This is a genomic window from uncultured Xanthomonas sp. (genome assembly GCF_964278005.1).
In the GTDB taxonomy this organism is placed as follows: Bacteria; Pseudomonadota; Gammaproteobacteria; order Xanthomonadales; family Xanthomonadaceae; genus Xanthomonas_A; species Xanthomonas_A sontii.
This window is the reverse complement of sequence record NZ_CAXYKF010000020.1, coordinates 1-17,937: the sequence shown is the minus strand read 5'-3', so window position 1 is coordinate 17,937 and position 17,937 is coordinate 1. Positions and strand designations below refer to the sequence as shown.

Annotated in this window: 13 protein-coding genes; 11 read left to right on the top strand and 2 right to left on the bottom strand. The window is 70.0% G+C overall.

Annotated elements, in window-relative coordinates:
- Positions 1-66 precede the first annotated feature (66 nt).
- On the bottom strand, positions 67-300 hold the full coding sequence (locus ACHWVH_RS12800; protein WP_148829819.1) for a hypothetical protein: 234 nt from the start codon (positions 298-300) through the stop codon (positions 67-69).
- A 139-nt stretch (positions 301-439) separates the two neighbouring features.
- Between ACHWVH_RS12800 and ACHWVH_RS12795 the strand changes: the two genes are divergently transcribed.
- A complete protein-coding gene (locus ACHWVH_RS12795) occupies positions 440-796 on the top strand; it encodes a hypothetical protein (protein WP_394687307.1) in 357 nt (118 codons plus the stop codon).
- Positions 797-841: 45 nt separating this feature from the next.
- Here ACHWVH_RS12795 and ACHWVH_RS12790 read toward each other — a convergent pair whose 3' ends face one another.
- A complete protein-coding gene (locus ACHWVH_RS12790) occupies positions 842-2,071 on the bottom strand; it encodes a DNA topoisomerase IB (protein WP_394687306.1) in 1,230 nt (409 codons plus the stop codon).
- Positions 2,072-2,462: 391 nt separating this feature from the next.
- On the opposite strand from ACHWVH_RS12790, the gene ACHWVH_RS12785 reads away from it, so the two are divergent.
- The 10 genes from ACHWVH_RS12785 (at position 2,463) to ACHWVH_RS12740 (ending at position 17,572) form a co-directional block, all read left to right on the top strand.
- A complete protein-coding gene (locus tag ACHWVH_RS12785) occupies positions 2,463-2,858 on the top strand; it encodes an I78 family peptidase inhibitor (protein ID WP_148829055.1) in 396 nt (131 codons plus the stop codon).
- 322 nt (positions 2,859-3,180) lie between these two features.
- Positions 3,181-7,638 (top strand): glutamate synthase large subunit, encoded by a 4,458-nt coding sequence (gene gltB, locus ACHWVH_RS12780; protein ID WP_394687305.1) that lies wholly within the window; start codon positions 3,181-3,183, stop codon positions 7,636-7,638.
- A gap of 126 nt (positions 7,639-7,764) precedes the next feature.
- On the top strand, positions 7,765-9,255 hold the full coding sequence (locus ACHWVH_RS12775; RefSeq protein WP_267085373.1) for an FAD-dependent oxidoreductase: 1,491 nt from the start codon (positions 7,765-7,767) through the stop codon (positions 9,253-9,255).
- Positions 9,210-9,533 (top strand): hypothetical protein, encoded by a 324-nt coding sequence (locus tag ACHWVH_RS12770; protein ID WP_267093259.1) that lies wholly within the window; start codon positions 9,210-9,212, stop codon positions 9,531-9,533. The genes ACHWVH_RS12775 and ACHWVH_RS12770 overlap by 46 nt, the downstream gene beginning before the upstream one ends.
- A 284-nt stretch (positions 9,534-9,817) precedes the next feature.
- Complete coding sequence (locus ACHWVH_RS12765; protein ID WP_043094025.1) at positions 9,818-10,876, top strand: glycoside hydrolase family 5 protein; 1,059 nt, start codon at positions 9,818-9,820, stop codon at positions 10,874-10,876.
- A gap of 259 nt (positions 10,877-11,135) precedes the next feature.
- Positions 11,136-12,188: a glycoside hydrolase family 5 protein gene (locus tag ACHWVH_RS12760; protein ID WP_394687304.1), complete on the top strand. Its 1,053-nt coding sequence runs from the start codon at positions 11,136-11,138 to the stop codon at positions 12,186-12,188.
- Between the two features lie 352 nt (positions 12,189-12,540).
- Complete coding sequence (locus tag ACHWVH_RS12755) at positions 12,541-13,596, top strand: glycoside hydrolase family 5 protein (RefSeq protein WP_267123857.1); 1,056 nt, start codon at positions 12,541-12,543, stop codon at positions 13,594-13,596.
- 107 nt (positions 13,597-13,703) lie between these two features.
- A complete protein-coding gene (locus ACHWVH_RS12750) occupies positions 13,704-14,579 on the top strand; it encodes a methylglyoxal synthase (RefSeq protein ID WP_295933697.1) in 876 nt (291 codons plus the stop codon).
- A 159-nt stretch (positions 14,580-14,738) separates the two neighbouring features.
- Positions 14,739-16,094 (top strand): substrate-binding domain-containing protein, encoded by a 1,356-nt coding sequence (locus ACHWVH_RS12745; RefSeq protein ID WP_267085379.1) that lies wholly within the window; start codon positions 14,739-14,741, stop codon positions 16,092-16,094.
- A gap of 377 nt (positions 16,095-16,471) precedes the next feature.
- A complete protein-coding gene (locus tag ACHWVH_RS12740; RefSeq protein ID WP_394687303.1) occupies positions 16,472-17,572 on the top strand; it encodes an alginate lyase family protein in 1,101 nt (366 codons plus the stop codon).
- The last annotated feature ends 365 nt before the right edge of the window (positions 17,573-17,937 follow it).

Here is a 17,937-nt window from a genome sequence, read left to right as displayed (position 1 = left end):
ATACTCCGGATGCGGGAGGAGGACGCGGTCGCGCAACCCTCCTCGAAGGGAAGGAACGGGCGTCGCTCAGGCGCGGTCGGCGAGACCGCTGACGCCGGCGTGCTGGGCGCAGTGCGCGCAGCAGAACATGCGCTCGCCGGCCTGCACGCCGTGGCCGACGATGCGGCACTCGCAGTGGCTGCAGCGCGGGGCGAAGGCGTGGATGGCGCACTCGAACGAATCGAAGGTACCGCTGCGCGCGCCCTGGGTCAGGGTGAAGGCCTGGTCGTCGTCGTTTCCGCAGACATCGCAGGTGGCCATGATCGGCTCCGGTTGCTGGGGGAATCCCGAGTCTGTCCCCGCCGGCGGCCACGACCGGTGAAACCGCCGGCGCGATCTCTTCATGCGGCGCAAACATGCGCCGCGACAGGCTCGCGCCATCGATCGAAGGAGACGCCCCATGATCCGCCACCCGCTCGCCCGCCTCGCCCCGTTCGCCGCCGTGCTGTTGCTCGGCGCCTGCAGCACCACCCAGGTGGCGCAGGTGCAGCCGATCGATGGCGTCATCTCCGGCCAATGCCATATCGACAAGGTGCGCGGCTCCGTCGGCCTGGCCGCCTCGCGCATGACCGTCGAACGCGCCCGCGTCGACAGCGACAGTCTCAAGGTGCAGGTGGTGAGGAGCAGTGTCAGCGACAACGGCGCCACCGCCAGCGGCGTGGACAGCGCCAACCGCGGCGCGCGCGAGACCGGCGGCGACCGCCTGACCGTCGAGATCGGCCCGACCAACAACATCACTACCGTGTATTGCGGCTGATCCGCACCGCGGGACCGTGCCGCCGCATCCGCGGCGGCGCGGCGCTCATGCGCGCTTGTGCGCCGCGGGCGTGGCCTTGCGCTTGCTGCGGTGACCACTGCCCTGGGTGCCTGCCGCCGCACCATTGCGCGTGGTCCGCGCGGCCTTGCGCAAAGGCGGCGCCTTGGCCGAGGTACGACCGGCCGCCTTGGCCGCCTTGCGTGCCGCGGTGCGTGCCCGGCCCAGGTACTTCAGCGTGATCAGGTCCCACTGCCGCTCGCCGCGCACGCCCTCGCACAGGCCGTGCAGGCGGCCGCAGCGCCAACCGTCGAACACGCACGGGTCGATATAGGCCTTGCGGCACACCGCCGGAGTATTGCCCAGCGCCTCGGCCACCTCACGGATCACCGCGTTCTGCGCCTGCGCCAGCGCGCGCTCGCCGCCGGTGTCCGGCAGCGGCAGCGCGGCCAGCCGCTGCAGCGCGGCGCGGGTGCCGCCCCAGGTGCGGAAGTCCTTGGCGGTGAAGCTCTCGCCCATCGCCTCGCGCAGGTAATCGTTGACCTCGCCCGAATCCACCGGCTGCAGCTGGCCGTCGTCGTCGCGGTACTGGAACAGCGCCTGCCCCGGCAATTGCTGGCAGCCACGGATCAGCTTGACCAGGTGCACGTCGTCGACCTCGATGTCGTGCTCCTGGCCGCCCTTGCCGCGGAACTGTAGCCGCGCACGGCCGCCCTTCACGAACGCCAGGTGGCGGTTGCGCAGCGTGGTCAGACCGTAGGAGCGGTTGCTGCGCGCGTATTCGGCGTTGCCCACGCGCACCAGGGTCTCGGCCATCAGCGCCACCACCATCGCCAACACCTTGTCGCGCGGGTAGCCAGGCAGGGCCATGTCGCGGCGCAGGCGCCGGCGCAGCCGCGGCAGGGCCTGGCCGAAGGCGACGATGCGCTCGAACTTGCCGTCGCCGCGCACCTGCGCCCAGTCGGCGTGGTAGCGGTACTGCTTGCGCCGGCGCGCGTCGCGGCCGGTGGCCTGCAGATGGCCGTTGTCGCGCGTGCAGATCCACACTTCGGTGTAGGCCGGCGGGATCGCCAGTTGGCGGATGCGCTGCAGGGTGGCCGCATCGCGCACCGCGCTGCCGTCCGGCAGGCGGTAACCGAAGCCCTTGCCGGCGCGGCGGCGGACGATGCCCGGCTCCTGATCGCTGACATAGACCAGGCCGGCGCTGCTGGCGGCCTGGCGGGACTGGCGGGCACGCGCCGCCTCGGCCGCGGCGGTGGAACGGGACGCGTTGGACATCGGACCTCCGGAAGCCGGAACCGCGGCCCGCGCCGCCGATTCCACGAGCATCGATTGTCGGCAGCGCCGCGGCTAGGCCGCGTGAGCGATTGCCGCCTGCGGCATATCGGTCCACCGCTGCGGAAGTACTGCGGTCCTTGTGGGAGGGACTTCAGTCCCGACGCCCGACGCTGTCGGCGCGCCTTGGACATCACGCGTCGCAGCTCAAGCCATTCCCACAAGGCGTGTCGGCGTGCCGGTTAACGCCTGGCGAACGCGCGGTGTCCGATCCTGTCGCCACCGGAACCTGCGCTGCGCCGGCGCCTGCCGTCGCCCGGCGAGACGACGGCGACGCAAAGCGCATCACACGCTCTATGCTTCACCCCTCTTCCCTCCAGCCATAGGAGCCCCGATGAGCAACCTCCTTTCCTCCCGTGCGTCCACGCGTGCCGGCCTGCTCGGCACGGCCTGCCTGGCGCTGGCCCTGGCCGCCTGCGGCGCGCCGCCGCCGGACGAGCAGGAACAGGTGAGCGCCAAGGCCCAGGCCGCCGCGCAGCAGGCCGCCGCGCCGGACCCGGCCAACGCACCGGACGCCCCGCCGGTGGGCACCTGCGATGCCTCGCAGGCGCAGGGCCTGGTCGGCCAGACCTTCGCGCCGGCGCTGCTGGACCAGGCGCGCAGCGACACCGGCGCCAAGACCGCGCGCGTGCTCAAGCCGAACCAGGCAGTGACCATGGAGTTCAACGGCGAACGGCTCAACATCGAGGTCGACGAGAAGAACCAGATCACCGGCGTGCGCTGCGGCTAGGGCCTGTCCTCATTCCCGGGCAGGTCGCGCCACCCTTGCGCGCGCCCGGGGCAAGGAAGTGCGAGGGAGTGGACGTCTGTCCATGACGGGCAATGACACAGTCCCGGGCACGCACAAGGACAGGCCCGGGGGCGCCGCCAGGACGCCCGGCGCGGCGGCGGCGACAGCGCCGCCGCCAGCGCTGAAGTTGCAGGTGTAACGGTGTATTGCGGCACCGCACCAACTATGTTTTAGTCGGGATTCCGGTGACCTCAAGAAGCGCTCCAGGACAGAGCGGGGGCGAGTGTCGCCGCGTTCCTTCGGATCGCTTTCAGAGGCAGACATGGCCCCCCGCAACCGCCACGGGCTCTACGACCCCCAAGACGAGCGCGATGCCTGTGGTTTCGGCATGGTCGCGCAACTCGACGACCAACCTTCGCGGGCACTGGTGGATACCGCCATCGCCGCCCTGTCGCGCATGACCCATCGCGGCGGCGTCGCCGCCGACGGCCTCACCGGCGACGGCTGCGGCCTGCTGTTCCGCAAACCCGAGCCGTTCCTGCGCGCGCTGGCGCGCGAGGCCGGCATCGCGGTCGGCGCGCGCTTCGCTGCCGGCAACGTGTTCCTGCCGCGCGACGATGCCGATGCCGCCGCGCGCTGCCGCCAGGTGCTGGAAGAAGAACTGCGCCGCGTCGACGCGCAGCCATGCGGCTGGCGCCTCACCCCCACCGACGATGCGGTGTGCGGGCAACTGGCCAAGGACACCCTGCCGCGCATCGAGCAGGTGTTCGTCGACGCCGGTGCCGAGCAGAGTGAAGACGCGTTCGCCCTGGCCCTGTTCCTGGCCCGCCGCCGCGCCGAGCAGCGCCTGCGCGAGGTCGCCGATTTCTACGTCACCACGCTCTCGCCCAACGGCATCAGCTACAAGGGCATGGTGCTGCCGGACAAGCTCAGCACCTTCTACCCGGACCTGCAGCGCAACGACCTGGCCTCCAGCGCCATCGTGTTCCACCAGCGCTTCTCCACCAACACGCTGCCGCGCTGGCCGCTGGCGCACCCGTTCCGCCTGCTCGCGCACAACGGCGAGATCAACACCATCGAGGGCAACCGGCACTGGGCGCAGGCGCGCAGCAAGGTATGGAAGACCCCGCGTTTCGACATCGCCGAGCTGGACCCGGTGATCTCGATGCATGGCTCCGATTCGCAGAGCCTGGACAACATGCTCGAGCTGCTGGTCGCCGGCGGCATGGATCTGCTGCAGGCGCTGCGCATCCTGGTGCCGCCGGCCACCCAGTCGCTGGAGTTCAAGGACGCCGACCTGGCCGCCTTCTACGAGTTCTACGGCCTCAACACCGAGCCGTGGGACGGCCCGGCCGGCATCGTCGCCTGCGACGGCCGCTACGCCGCATGCATGCTCGACCGCAACGGCCTGCGCCCGGCGCGCTGGATGCTGACCTCCGACCGGCATTTCCTGGTGGCCTCCGAAGCCGGCGTGTGGGAACTGCCGGCCGAACGCGTCACCCGCAAGGGCAAGCTCGGCCCCGGCGAGATGATGGCCATCGACCTCAAGCGCGGCGACCTGCTCGATTCGGACGCCATCGACCGCATCAACCGCGGCCGCGCCCCGTACAAGCAATGGCTGCAGCAGGGCGTGACCTACCTGCAGACCGAACTGATCGATCCCTCGCTGGTCGAGGAGCCGTTCGACGAGCGCACCCTGCGCAGCTACCACAAGCTGTTCCAGCTCAGCACCGAGGAAGTGGAGCAGGTGCTGCGGCCGCTGGCCGAGACCGAGCAGGAAGCCACCGGCTCGATGGGCGACGACACGCCGATGGCGGTGCTCAGCCGCCACACGCGGCCGCTGTACGACTACTTCCGCCAGGCCTTCGCCCAGGTCACCAACCCGCCGATCGACCCGCTGCGGGAAGACTGCGTGATGTCGCTGACCACCCAGCTCGGCAAGGAGACCAACATCTTCCATGCCGGCCCGGAGACGGTGAACCACGTCATCCTCAACTCGCCGGTGCTCAGCCAGCGCAAGCTGCGGCAGTTGCTGAAGATGCCGCAGTACCTGACCCGCAACGCGCAGATCGACCTGTCCTACAGCGTCGAGGAAGGCCTGGAGGCCGGGCTCAAGCGCATCTGCGCCGAGGCCGAACAGGCCGCGCGCGACGGCAAGGTCATGCTGCTGCTGACCGACCGCTACCCGGTGCCGGAGCGGCCGATGGCGCATGCGCTGCTGGCCACCGGCGCGGTGCACCACCACCTCTCGCGGGTGGGCCTGCGCTGCGACGTCAACCTGATCATCGAGACCGGCACCGCGCGCGATCCGCACCACATGGCCTGCCTGCTCGGCTTCGGCGCCACCGCGGTGTATCCGTACCTGGCCTACCAGACCCTGTTCGACCTGGGCCGGCGCGGCATCCTGCTGCTCAAGAGCGGTGGCGAGCAGACCCAGATCGGCCGCAAGTACCGCAAGGGCATCTACAAGGGCCTGTCCAAGATCATCTCCAAGATGGGCATCTGCACCATCGCCAGCTATCGCGGCGCGCAGCTGTTCGAGATCGTCGGGCTGGATCCGGACGTGGTGGCATTGTGCTTCCCCGATACCGCCGCGCGCATCGGCGGCGTCGGCCTGGCGCGGCTGGACACCGAGGCGCGGCAGCTGGCCGCGCGCGCCTGGAACGACCTGCTCAAGCCGGAAGTGGGCGGCCTGCTCAAGTACGTGCACGGCGGCGAGTACCACATGTACAACCCGGACGTGGTGCTGACCCTGCAGCGCGCCACCCGCAGCGGCCTGCAGGCCGACTGGGACGCCTACGCCGCCGCGGTGCACGGGCGCCCGGCCTCGGCCCTGCGCGACCTGCTGCAGCTCAAGCGCGCTGAGACGCCGACGCCGCTGGACGAGGTGGCGCCGGCCGAAGACCTGCTGCGCCGCTTCGACACCGCCGCGATCAGCCTCGGCGCGCTGTCGCCGGAGGCGCACGAGGCGCTGGCGATCGCGATGAACCGCCTCGGCGGGCGCAGCAATTCCGGCGAAGGCGGCGAAGACCCGGCGCGCTACGGCACCGAGAAGCGCTCCAAGATCAAACAGGTGGCCTCCGGGCGCTTCGGCGTCACCCCCGAGTACCTGGTCAATGCCGAGGTGCTGCAGATCAAGGTCGCGCAGGGCGCCAAACCCGGCGAAGGCGGCCAGTTGCCCGGGCACAAGGTCAACGAACTGATCGCGCGGCTGCGCTACGCCAAGCCGGGCATCGGCCTGATCTCGCCGCCGCCGCACCACGACATCTACTCGATCGAAGACCTCGCGCAGCTGATCTACGACCTCAAGCAGGTCAATCCGAGCGCGCTGGTGTCGGTGAAGCTGGTCAGCCATGCCGGCGTGGGCACCATCGCCGCCGGCGTGGTCAAGGCCGGCGCCGACCTGATCACCGTGTCCGGCCACGACGGCGGCACCGGCGCCAGCCCGGTCAGCTCGATCCGCTACGCCGGCGTGCCGTGGGAACTGGGCGTGGCCGAGTCGCACCAGGCGCTGGTCGCCAACGACTTGCGCGCGCGCACCATCCTGCAGACCGACGGCGGCCTGAAGACCGGCCTGGACGTGGTCAAGGCCGCGATCCTGGGTGCGGACAGCTTCGGCTTCGGCACTGGGCCGATGATCGTGCTCGGCTGCAAGTACCTGCGCATCTGCCACCTCAACAACTGCGCCACCGGCGTGGCCACCCAGGACGAGCGCCTGCGCGCCAACCACTTCGTCGGCCTGCCCGAGCGCGTGGAGAACTTCTTCCGCCTGCTGGCCGAGGAAGTGCGGCAATGGCTCGCGTACCTGGGCGTGCGCTCGCTGGACGAGATCGTCGGCCGCACCGAACTGCTGCAGCAACTGGACATCTGCCCGCGCGAAGGCGTGCGCGTGGACCTGTCGCGGCTGCTCAAGGACGTGCGTCATGACGGCGGCCACTGCGCCGCGCAGCGCCTGTACGAATCGCCGGATAGCCTGGCCACGCAGATGGACGGCCTGCTCGCCGACGCCATTGCGCACAAGCGCGGCGGCGACCATCGCTTCCTGATCCACAACACCGACCGTTCGATCGGCGCGCGCCTGTCCGGCGCCATCGCCCGCGTCCACGGCAACCACGGCATGGACGATGCACCGCTGACCCTGCGCTTCCGCGGCTCGGCCGGGCAGAGTTTCGGCGCGTTCAACGCCGGCGGCCTGCACCTGGAACTGGAAGGCGAGGCCAACGACTACGTCGGCAAGGGCATGGCCGGCGGCCGCCTGGTGGTGCGTCCGCCGCGCGGCGCGCGTTTCGAGGCGCGCAGCACCGCGATCATCGGCAACACCTGCCTGTACGGCGCCACCGGCGGCGAGCTGTACGCCGCCGGCCGCGCCGGCGAGCGCTTCGCGGTGCGCAACTCCGGCGCGCTGGCGGTGATCGAGGGCGCCGGCGACCACTGCTGCGAGTACATGACCGACGGCATCGTGCTGGTGCTGGGCAAGGTCGGCCTGAACTTCGGTGCCGGCTTCACCGGCGGCCTGGCCTACGTGCTCGACGTGGACCGCGACTTCGTCGACCGCTACAACCACGAACTGATCGACATCCACCGCATCTCCGCCGAAGGCTTCGAGAGCCACCGCCAGCACCTGCACAAGCTGATCAGCCGCCACCGCGAACTGACCGGCAGCATCTGGGCGCAGCAGATCCTCGACGAGTTCCGCGACTACGTCGGCAAGTTCTGGCTGGTCAAACCGAAGGCGGCGAGCATCGAGTCGTTGACCGAGTCGCTGAGGCGCGCCGCTTGAAGGCGGCGCGCCGGGAATCGGGAATGGAGAATCGGGAATGGTAAAAGCCCGGCTCCCCCAGTTTCCGATCGCGCGCGCAGATTCGCTTTTGCCATTCCCCATTCCCCATTCCCGGTTCCCCACACCATGAGCCGCAAACACGCCTTCCAGTTCCTCGACCTGCCCCGGCAGATGCCGCAACGCATCCCGGTGGAACTGCGTACCTCCGGCGACTGGAACGAGCTGTACGGCAAGTTCGACAAGGCCGATGCGCAGTACCAGGCCGGGCGCTGCCTGGATTGCGGCAACCCGTACTGCAGCTGGAAGTGCCCGGTGCACAATGCCATCCCGCAGTGGCTGCAGCTGGTGCAGGAGAACCGCATCGAGGAGGCCGCGGCGCTGTGCCACAGCACCAATCCGCTGCCGGAAGTGTGCGGCCGGGTGTGCCCGCAGGACCGCCTGTGCGAAGGCAGCTGCACGCTGGAGGAATTCGGCGCGGTCACCATCGGCGCGGTGGAGAAGTACATCGTCGATACCGCACTCAACAACGGCTGGCGCCCGGACCTGAGCCAGGTCGAACCCACCGGCAAGCGCGTGGCGGTGGTCGGCGCCGGGCCGGCCGGGCTGAGCTGCGCCGACCGCCTGGCCCGCGCCGGCATCCAGGCGGTGGTATACGACCGCTACGAGCAGATCGGCGGGCTGCTGCAGTTCGGCATCCCCAGCTTCAAGCTGGACAAGAGCGTGATCGGCAAGCGCCGCGAGGTGCTCGAAGGCATGGGCGTGCAGTTCCGCCTGGGCGTGGAGATCGGCCGCGATGTGAGCCTGGAGCAATTGCTCGAGGAGTACGACGCGGTGTTCCTGGGCACCGGCGCCTACCGCTACACCGACGGCGGCCTGCCCGGCCAGGACCTGCCCGGCGTGCTGCCGGCGCTGCCGTTCCTGGTGCAGAACAGCCGCATCGTCGGCGGCAACGACCCCTGGGGCCGGCCGATCGCCGGCTGGGAAGACAAGATCGCGCTGCCCGACCTGAGCGGCAAGCGCGTGGTGGTGCTGGGCGGCGGCGACACCGGCATGGACTGCGTGCGCAGCGCGATCCGCCTGGGCGCGGCCAAGGTCACCTGCGCCTACCGCCGCGACGAGGCCAACATGCCCGGCTCGGCGCGCGAGGTGGCCAATGCGCGCGAGGAAGGTGTGCGCTTCCTGTTCAACCGCCAGCCGCTGGCGGTGGAAGCCGATGCCGCCGGCAACCTGGCCGGCGTGCGCGTGGTGCAGACCCGTCTGGGCGAGCCGGATGCGCGCGGGCGCCAGGCTGCGGTGCCGGTGGAAGGCAGCGAATCGCTGCTGGACGCGGACGTGGTCATCATCGCCTTCGGCTTCTCGCCGAGCGTGCCGGACTGGCTGGCGGCGCAGGGCGTGGAAGGCACCGCCAACGGCCGCATCCTCGCCGGCGGCAGCGAGCCCGACGGCAGCGGCCGCCTGCCGTACCAGACCACCAACCCGAAACTGTTCGCTGGCGGCGACGCCGTGCGCGGCGCCGACCTGGTGGTGACTGCGGTGGCCGAAGGCCGCGACGCGGCAGCCAGCATCGCCGAATGGATCGGCAACCGCCTGCCGGTGACGACCCAGGCTGCGGCCTGAGCGAGGCTGCTGCAGCGTTCGGTCAGTTCGGCGGCGACGGCAATACTTGCTCGACTGGGCGATGCGACCTTCGACCGCATCGCGAACCGCTGCGCTTCGCATTCGCCGAAAGTCGAGGTCGCCTGGAGCGGCCGGCCTCCAGCCACGTCGCCAGCGCCAGCGCTGGCCTCGGCATGGACCTCGTCGAACGCTACCGCCTCGGCACCGCCGCCGCCGGCAGCGATCGCCTTTACCAACGCCACCACCGCCGCGGCGCAGGTAGCGTCGCCGGCCTCTAGCGAATACCTTCTCCACCGCTCCTCCTTCGCCACGTGCCCAACCTGGCGCGCCGGCGATGGAAGCATGGCCGCGACCTCGATCACGCCGCTGCCGACGGGTGCACCACGCACCTGATGTGACGCCGCCGACGTCCGCGCGCAGCGTGTCCGCGCCAGGTGAATGTCGGGCTAACACCGGTGCGTGCAGGCTGGCGATCACGGGGGCGATCCTTGCACGCTTGCGCCTGCCGTCCCGCACTCCCCCGAGCGGGCGGCGCTCCCCCTTCACTCCAGGAAGCTCCCCCATGCCGCTTTCCTCGTCGTGTTCCCCGCGCTGGCGTTCCCTGCCGCTGGCGCTGCTGCTCGCCACCGTCGCCTGCAACGCCGCCGCCGAAGGCCGCAGCGTGCTCAAGTACGCCGGCGTCAACCTGTCCGGCGCCGAGTTCAACTCCGGCAAGAAGCCCGGTGTGCTGTACAAGGATTACACCTACCCGACCGCCAGCGACTACAGCTACTTCGCCAGCAAGGGCATGAACACCATCCGCCTGCCGTTCCTGTGGGAGCGCCTGCAGCCCACCGCCAAGGGCGAGTTCGACCCGGCGCAACTGGCGCTGTTGAAGAAGGCGGTGGAGCAGGCCAAGGCCAACCACCTGTACCTGATCCTGGACCCGCACAACTACGCCAAGTACAACGGCGCGCTGGTCGGCAGCGAGGGTGCCCCGGACGAGGTGTTCGCCGACCTGTGGCGGCGCCTGGCCAAGGAGTTCAAGAGCGACGACCACGTCATCTTCGGGCTGATGAACGAGCCCAACGCAGTCTCCTCGACCGACTGGGCCAGCGCGGCGCAGGCGGCGATCGATGCCATCCGCAAGGCCGGCGCCAACAACCTGATCCTGGTGCCGGGCACCGCCTACACCGGCGCGCACAGCTGGCGCAGCACGGCCTACGGCACACCGAACGCGGTTGCCCTGCAGCCGCTGAAGGATCCGCGCAACCGCATGGCGTTCGAAGCGCACCAGTACCTGGACCGCGACAACAGCGGCACCAAGGGCGAGTGCGTCAGCGCCACCGCCGGCGCCGAGAAGCTGGCCGGCTTCGTCAGCTGGTTGCGCGAGAACAAGAAGGTCGGCTTCATCGGCGAGTTCGCCACCGCGAATACGCCCACCTGCAATCAGGCGCTGGAGAACATGCTCAGCTACATGCAGAAGAACGACGACGTGATTCTCGGTTGGACCTGGTGGGCCGCAGGTGCGTGGTGGAAGCCCGACTATCCGTTCAACGTGCAGCCCGGCAAGGACGGCAGCGAGAAGCCGCAGATGGAGATCCTGTCCAAGTACGCGCGCGAGATCACCGGCAAGAAGTGAGCCGTCGCTGCCGGCGCCGCGTGTCGGCAACGCGGCAACACGCCATGCAACGTGTGCGACGCGCACGCCTGGCATAGCACATGCAGCGCGATCCAGTACCGGTTCGCGCTGCCAATCGCCGCACAGATCCATGCATGCGCGCACGCAGCGCATCGCCTCGTCCTCGGCAATGCACTACGGTGTCCGCACACCGTAGTCATCAGCCCGGCCTGGCATCTCCTCGGCCGGGTTCCCCCTCTGATGCCGAAGGAGACTCACCATGATCGCGCGCACCTTGCGGCGGCGGTCGCGGCACGCCCGGCGTGCCGCGCTGCTGCTGTGCCTATCCGTTCCGCTGTCGTCGCTGCAGGCGCAGCAGTCGCTGCGCTTCGCCGGCGTCAACCTGTCCGGTGCCGAGATCGCGCCGTCGAAGATTCCCGGCATCGTCGGAGTCGACTACACCTATCCGCGCAGCAGCGACTACACCTATTTCGCCGGCAAGGGCATGAACCTGCTGCGCCTGCCGGTGCGCTGGGAACGCCTGCAGCCGCAACCGCGCGGCCCGCTCGACGCCGCGCAACTGGCGCTGATCGACGACGCCGTGCAGCAGGCCAAGGCGCAGGGCATGTACGTGATCGTGGACATCCACAACTACGCGCGCCGCGACGGCCGCCTCATCGGCAGCAGCGGCCTGCCGGTCGCCGCCTTCGTCGACCTGTGGCAGCGTCTGGCGCGCGCCTACGGCAGCGACAATGCGGTGGTATTCGGGCTGATGAACGAGCCGCACGGCATCAGCCCGGCCGCGTGGGCCGCCGCCGCGCAGGCCGCGGTCGATGCGATCCGCGCCACCGGCGCCAGCAACCTGGTCCTGGTACCGGGCGCGCTGTGGACCGGCGCGCATAGCTGGTACACGCCGGTGGACGGCACCTCGAACGCCAGCGCGCTGGCCACGCTGCACGACCCGCTGCAGCGCGTGGCGATCGAAGTGCACCAGTACCTGGACGCCGATTCCAGCGGCACCAGCCCGGTCTGCGTGAGCGACGACATCGGCGTCCAACGCCTGCGCGCCTTCACCGATTGGCTGCAGCAGACCGGCCATCTCGGCTTCCTCGGCGAATTCGCCGCCGCCGACAATCCCACCTGCCGGCGCGCGCTGGACGGCATGCTGGCCGACATCGCGCGGCACCCGACGCTGTGGCTGGGCTGGAGCTACTGGGCCGGCGGCGCCTGGTGGCGCGCCGACTATCCGTTCAATGTGCAACCCGACGCCGACGGCCACGACCGTCCGCAGATGGCGATCCTCGCGCCCTGGGCGCAGCGCATCACGCGCTGAGCGCGGCGCATGCGTGACAACGCCGTGGCGCACGTCGACAACTAGGCACCTCCAAGTCACGTCGGGACATGTCTGCGAGGGACGGCGCGTGCCCTTTCACCGGCTCAGCGGCAGCGGACTTTTGCCTGGGCTCGCGCCGTTGCGGGTTTAAGCCTCTGCTACAGAGCAACGTGCATCCGCCGGGTTGTACGCAAGCAGGTGATTCGAGGTGCCCGCATGGCGTGCGACGTGCAATGCGTCGCATATTTCCGATGACCTCGATCGCTCTGGCATGACGGTTGCAGCGTGGTGCACGGCCGCGCACGCCGCATCGTGGCGTCGCCTGCCGCTCTTTCCCCACGAAGGATCCGTCATGCCACGCTATTCCCGTTTTTTCCGCTCCCCGCAATGGCGGCAGCGCGCCGCGCTGTGCCTGCTCCTGGCCGCCTGCGCGCCGTTCGCAAACGCCCAGCAGACGCTGCGCTATGCCGGCATCAACCTGGCCGGTGCCGAGTTCAACTCGGCGAAGAAGCCCGGCGTGCTGTTCAAGGACTATGTGTATCCCACCGACGCCGACTATGCGTACACCGCGACGCAGGGCATGAACATCGTGCGCCTGCCGTTCCTGTGGGAGCGGCTGCAGCCGCAAGCCAACGGCCCGCTCGACCCCGCGCAACTCGACGCGCTGCGCACCGCGGTCGAACGCGCCAGGCGCTACAACCTGCAACTGATCCTGGACGTGCACAACTACGCCAAGTACGACGGCGTGCGCATCGGCGGCGACGCGGTGCCGGCGGCGGCGCTGGCCGATCTGTGGCGGCGCCTGGCGCTGGTCTTCGGCAACGATGCCAGCGTGGCGTTCGGGCTGATGAACGAGCCCAACGGCCTCGCCTCCGGCGATTGGGCGGCCATCGCGCAGGCGTCGATCGATGCGATCCGTGGCACCGGCGCCGACAACCTGATCCTGGTACCCGGCACCGCCTTCAGCGGCGCGCACAGCTGGAACAGCACCTGGTACGGCGTGTCCAACGCGCAGGGCTTGCTGACGGTCCACGACCCCGCCGGCAACCTGGCGTTCGAAGTGCACCAGTACCTGGATCCCGACTCCTCCGGCACCAGCGCCGCCTGCGTCAGCACCAGCATCGGTGCGGAACGCCTGCAAGGGTTCACCCAATGGCTGCGCGCCAATGGCTATCGCGGCTTCCTCGGCGAGTTTGGCGGCAGCAGCGATCCCACCTGCCTGGCCGCGCTCGACACCATGCTCGGCTACGTCCACGACAACGGCGACGTCTGGCTGGGCTGGACCGCCTGGGCCGGCGGCGCGTGGTGGCGCAGCGACTATGCGTTCAACCTGCAGCCGGACAAGAGCGGCGCCGACAAGCCGCAGATGGACGTGCTGGCGGTGCGCGCGCAGCAGGTCACGCAGTGACAGCGCCAGGGCCGGCATGCGCAGCAGCGGCCCGGCGATCGCGCGGCGATTGAGTCGACACCGCGATCGGGCGCAGACTGTCGCACCTCTTCCGCAGGGATCGACACATGCGCCTGGGCCTGGCCGCCAACCGACTGCACCACCAGGGCAAGGATGCCGCGCTGTTCCGCTGGCTGCGCGCTAGCGAAGCCGGTATCCGCGAATTGCAGCTCGGCCTGCACGCGGTCGGCCGCACCCACGAGGCGATCGTTCGTGCCGGCCTGCTGGCCGGCCATGCCGGCCTCAGGCGCTACCCGTTCGGCCGCGAGGGCGGACTGATGAAGCTGGTGGCCGAGGTCGTGGGCCTGGAAGGCGCCGAGCGGACCCTCGACGGTGCCATCTACCTGATCGATCCGGTCGACCCGTCCTCGATCTTCCCCGAGGCGATCGCGCTCAAGCGCCAGTGCGTGATCCACGGCAAGCCGTTCATTTCCACCGTGGCCAGCGCCCGCGATTGGGTGGAGATGGAGCGCGTCCACGCCGGGCTGGCCGCCGACGCCGGCGCCGACGACCTGTACGCGCTGCAGCGGCAGACCCTGGCGCTGATCGCGCACGATGCGATGAAACCGCAGATGCTGGCCTTCGCCAGCGAACATTTCGATCTGCTGTCGCGCTTCGCCGAGCGCGTGGCCACCGGCACCACCGGGCAGCGGCTCAACGAACTGGCCTGGAGTCGCGGCTGGCCGCAGGGCCAGGCGTGGGTGCACCGCTATCAGAGCGGCCCGATGGGCGGCGACGCGCAGATCGCCGATCGCGTGCTGGAACGGCGCTGCCACCGCGCGATCTTCTTCGAGGATCCGCACGTCGCGCGCCAGCACGAGGCCGACATCCAACTGCTGGAACGCGCGGTGACCACGGTCACCGACAGCGCCGTGTGCATCACCTCGCCGGCGATCGCCGCACGCTGGGCGCAGGCCGCCGAACGCCGGCTCGGATCGGCCTGAGGTTTTCGACGCGCGCGATCGCGTCGCGCGCGGACCGCTGACAGGACACGCCGCGACGCAGCGACGCCGCGTTGTCGTGCGTGACCATGCGCACAGTCACTGCGATGTCACGCCGATCGCCAACACTGCCGCGCCTGTCCAGATCCCAGGGGGGATCCCATGTTGCGTTTCACCCTGCGCCTGCTGCTGCTCGGCGCAGCAGCGCTGTGCGCGCTGCCGTCCGCGTCCGCGCAACCGGCCGAGCGCCTGCGCGTACACGGCTCCAACAGCCTCGGCGCGCGGCTGATGCCGGCGCTGGTGGAAGCCTGGCTGCAGAGCATGGGCTACCGGCAACTGCAACGTCGTCGCGTCGATGCGACGACGCTGGAGATCGCCGCGGTGCGCGACGATGCGCCGCTGGTGGTCGAGATCGCCGGCACCGGCTCGGCCGCCGGCATCGCCGACCTGGTGCATGGCGACGCCGAGCTGGCGATGCTGGCGCGTCAGCCCGATGCGCGCGAACGCGAGGCCGCCTGGCAGCTCGGCGACCTGGGCTCGCCGGACCAACAGTTCGTCGTCGCCCTGGATGGCACGCGGGTGCTGGTCGCCGCCGACAACCCCATCGCCACGCTGAGCGTCGTGCAGCTGCGCGACATCCTGAGCGGCCGGACCACGCGCTGGTCGCAACTCGGCGGCGCGGACCTGCCGATCGCGCTGCACCGCAGTGCTATCCCCGGCGGTCTCGACGACTTCCTGCGCGAACGCCTGGGGCTGCCGGCGGTGCGCATGCCGGGGAACGTCCTGCATGCCGACCTGGCCGAGGCGGCACGCGCCGTCGTCGGCCATCCCGACGCACTGGCGATCGTCGGGCTGACCACGCCGGTGCCGGCCGGCACACGTGCGCTAGCCATCGCCGACGGCGGTATCGCGGTGCTCCCGACGGCAGCAGCCGTGCGCGGCGAGGACTATCCCTTGGTCCAGCGCTATAGCCTGTACGGCGGCCAGATGATGTCGGCGCTCGGCCGCAGCCTGGCCCTGTACGCCCTCGGTCCGCAGGCGCAACAGCTGGTGCGCCGGCTTGGCCCGATTTCCATGGCGATCGACGTCGATCCGGCCACGCCGCAGAGCGGCGCCACCGCTGCCCGCGCGGATGCTACCTACGCGCAGGCCAGCACCGGCGCCCGGCGCCTGACCACCACGCTGCGTTTCAGCCTGCAGTCGCTCAATGGCATGTACGAAGCGCGCAGCGCCCAGGATCTCGACCGATTGGTCGCCTTCATGCAACAGCCGGCGATGCACGGCCGCGCCCTGGCGGTGATCGGCTTCGCCACGCCGGACAGCGCCAACCGGCTGTACCCGACCATCGCCAGCAACGACCGCGCCGACGTCGTCGCCGCCTACCTGGTGCAACGCGGTGTCGCCGTGGAACGGGTACGCGGTCTCGGCGCACTGCATCCGCTGATCGGCGGCGAAGACGCCGCGGCCAAGGCGCGCAACGAGCGCGTCGAACTGTGGTTGCTGGATCGGGCGCGATAGGGCAGTCGGAGCGTGGTTGCGGCCGGTTGGGCACGACATCGCTCGGCCGCTCGTCCCCTTCGGAACCTTTCCCCCGAAAAGCAGGCCGTGGTCCGGGGAGGAGAAGGGAAGCCAAAGCCCCTCTCCCGTCGGGAGAGGGGTTGGGGTGAGGGTACGCAGCGCGAAGCGCCCTCACCGGCGCAAGCTGGGAGGTTAGCGCGTTGTCAGGCATTGGCAGCCGCGCGCGTGACGTCGCGCTGGCGCCGATACGACCCGTCGCCATCCGCGCATCGGCGAGCGCATGCTGCCGACCGTGCTCACGGACTCGGGCCATCCGGCGTTCACCGCATCGCGCCTACAGTCGCCCGACACCCTCGCCAGCGCTTCCGGAGATCGCCATGCTTCGCTCATCGCACGCCGTTCTCGGCGTGGTGCTTGCCGGACTCGTGCTGACCCACAGCACGCCCGCCGCCGCGGTGCAGCGGCTGTGGCCGACCGCGGAGCAATGGCAACAGTTGCACGCGTCAGCCGCCACCGATCCGGCCTGGCGGCAGGTCGAGGCGGCGCAGGCCCGGCTGGCCGATGCGGCACGCGCGCAGGGCGCACATCCGCTCAAGACGCTGAGCACCGGCGGCCGCCTGCGCGGCGATCCAGTGAAGGCGGCGACCGAAACCAGCCTGGGCGACATGCCGCGCATCCAGGCGCTGGCGCTGCGCTACGCCCTGGACGGCGAGCGCGCCGACGCGCTGGCCGCCGGCGACCAGCTCGCGCAATGGGCCGCGTGCAATGTGCCCAACGGCAACCCGATCGACGAGACCGGGCTGGAACCGGCGATCTTCGCCTACCGCATCGTCCGCCCGGCGCTGCCGGACGCGCAACGCCGCGCCATCGATGCATGGATGCGCAAGATCGCCGATGCCGAAATCGGCTCGCGCGATCTCAAGCGCAAGACCGCCACCAACAACTGGCACAGCCATCGGCTGAAGACCGTGGGCATGATCGGCGCCGCGCTCGACGACGCCCGGCTGCTGAACTACGCCCGCACCGGCTTTCGTCAGCAGATCGCCGACAACCTGTTGCCCGACGGCCGCAGCATCGACTTCGTCGAGCGCGATGCGCTGTCCTACCACGTCTACGACCTGCGTCCGCTGGTGACGCTGGCGCTGCTGTTCTCCGAACGCGGTGAGGATCTGTACCACTGGCGCGCACCGAACGGCGCATCGCTGGCGCGCAGCGTCGACTGGCTGCTGCCGTATCTGCGCGGCGATCGCAGCCACGCGGAGTTCGTCGGCAGCCAGGTGCCGTTCGACAAGGCGCGCTCGGACAACGGGGAAGCGGGCCACGTGATCGGCAAGCCGTATGCCGCGGAGGGGGCGGAATCGCTGCTGGTGCTTGCTGCGGCCTACGATCCGGCGTGCGTGCAACTGGCGCGGCAACTCGGCCACGGGACGCCACCCTGGCGCCTGGCGATCAGCACATTGCCCGATTTACCGCGCTAGCTTCCGTCGACTCCAACGGCATCAGAGTGCAGGTGCTCAGCCACGGCATCACGGAGGGTCCGCGACGCGACAGGTCTCGATGCGAGCCATCGCACATCTCATCGCGCGGCACAGCGGCGCGGGAGGTGGTCCAGCGGTTTGGCCTTATCAGCCCCTGCGGGGCACCTTCCCCCGCAAAGGGGGCCATGATCCCGATGGGAGAAGGAAGAAGGGAGAACGAGGTTTCGCCCGTCCCCGCTCGCCTGGGCGCGTCGTGTTGGTTTTTCGCACGCGCAATAAAAAATCCCCGTCCTTGTGGGACGGGGATTTGGGGTAAAGCCCCTGGCGATGACCTACTCTCGCATGGCTTGAGCCACACTACCATC

Coding starts and splice junctions, on each gene's coding strand:
- ACHWVH_RS12800 (WP_148829819.1), bottom strand. CDS start 300: ATGGCCACCTGCGATGTCTGCGGAAACGACGACGACCAGGCCTTCACC.
- ACHWVH_RS12795 (WP_394687307.1), top strand. CDS start 440: ATGATCCGCCACCCGCTCGCCCGCCTCGCCCCGTTCGCCGCCGTGCTG.
- ACHWVH_RS12790 (WP_394687306.1), bottom strand. CDS start 2,071: ATGTCCAACGCGTCCCGTTCCACCGCCGCGGCCGAGGCGGCGCGTGCC.
- ACHWVH_RS12785 (WP_148829055.1), top strand. CDS start 2,463: ATGAGCAACCTCCTTTCCTCCCGTGCGTCCACGCGTGCCGGCCTGCTC.
- gltB (WP_394687305.1), top strand. CDS start 3,181: ATGGCCCCCCGCAACCGCCACGGGCTCTACGACCCCCAAGACGAGCGC.
- ACHWVH_RS12775 (WP_267085373.1), top strand. CDS start 7,765: ATGAGCCGCAAACACGCCTTCCAGTTCCTCGACCTGCCCCGGCAGATG.
- ACHWVH_RS12770 (WP_267093259.1), top strand. CDS start 9,210: ATGGATCGGCAACCGCCTGCCGGTGACGACCCAGGCTGCGGCCTGAGC.
- ACHWVH_RS12765 (WP_043094025.1), top strand. CDS start 9,818: ATGCCGCTTTCCTCGTCGTGTTCCCCGCGCTGGCGTTCCCTGCCGCTG.
- ACHWVH_RS12760 (WP_394687304.1), top strand. CDS start 11,136: ATGATCGCGCGCACCTTGCGGCGGCGGTCGCGGCACGCCCGGCGTGCC.
- ACHWVH_RS12755 (WP_267123857.1), top strand. CDS start 12,541: ATGCCACGCTATTCCCGTTTTTTCCGCTCCCCGCAATGGCGGCAGCGC.
- ACHWVH_RS12750 (WP_295933697.1), top strand. CDS start 13,704: ATGCGCCTGGGCCTGGCCGCCAACCGACTGCACCACCAGGGCAAGGAT.
- ACHWVH_RS12745 (WP_267085379.1), top strand. CDS start 14,739: ATGTTGCGTTTCACCCTGCGCCTGCTGCTGCTCGGCGCAGCAGCGCTG.
- ACHWVH_RS12740 (WP_394687303.1), top strand. CDS start 16,472: ATGCTTCGCTCATCGCACGCCGTTCTCGGCGTGGTGCTTGCCGGACTC.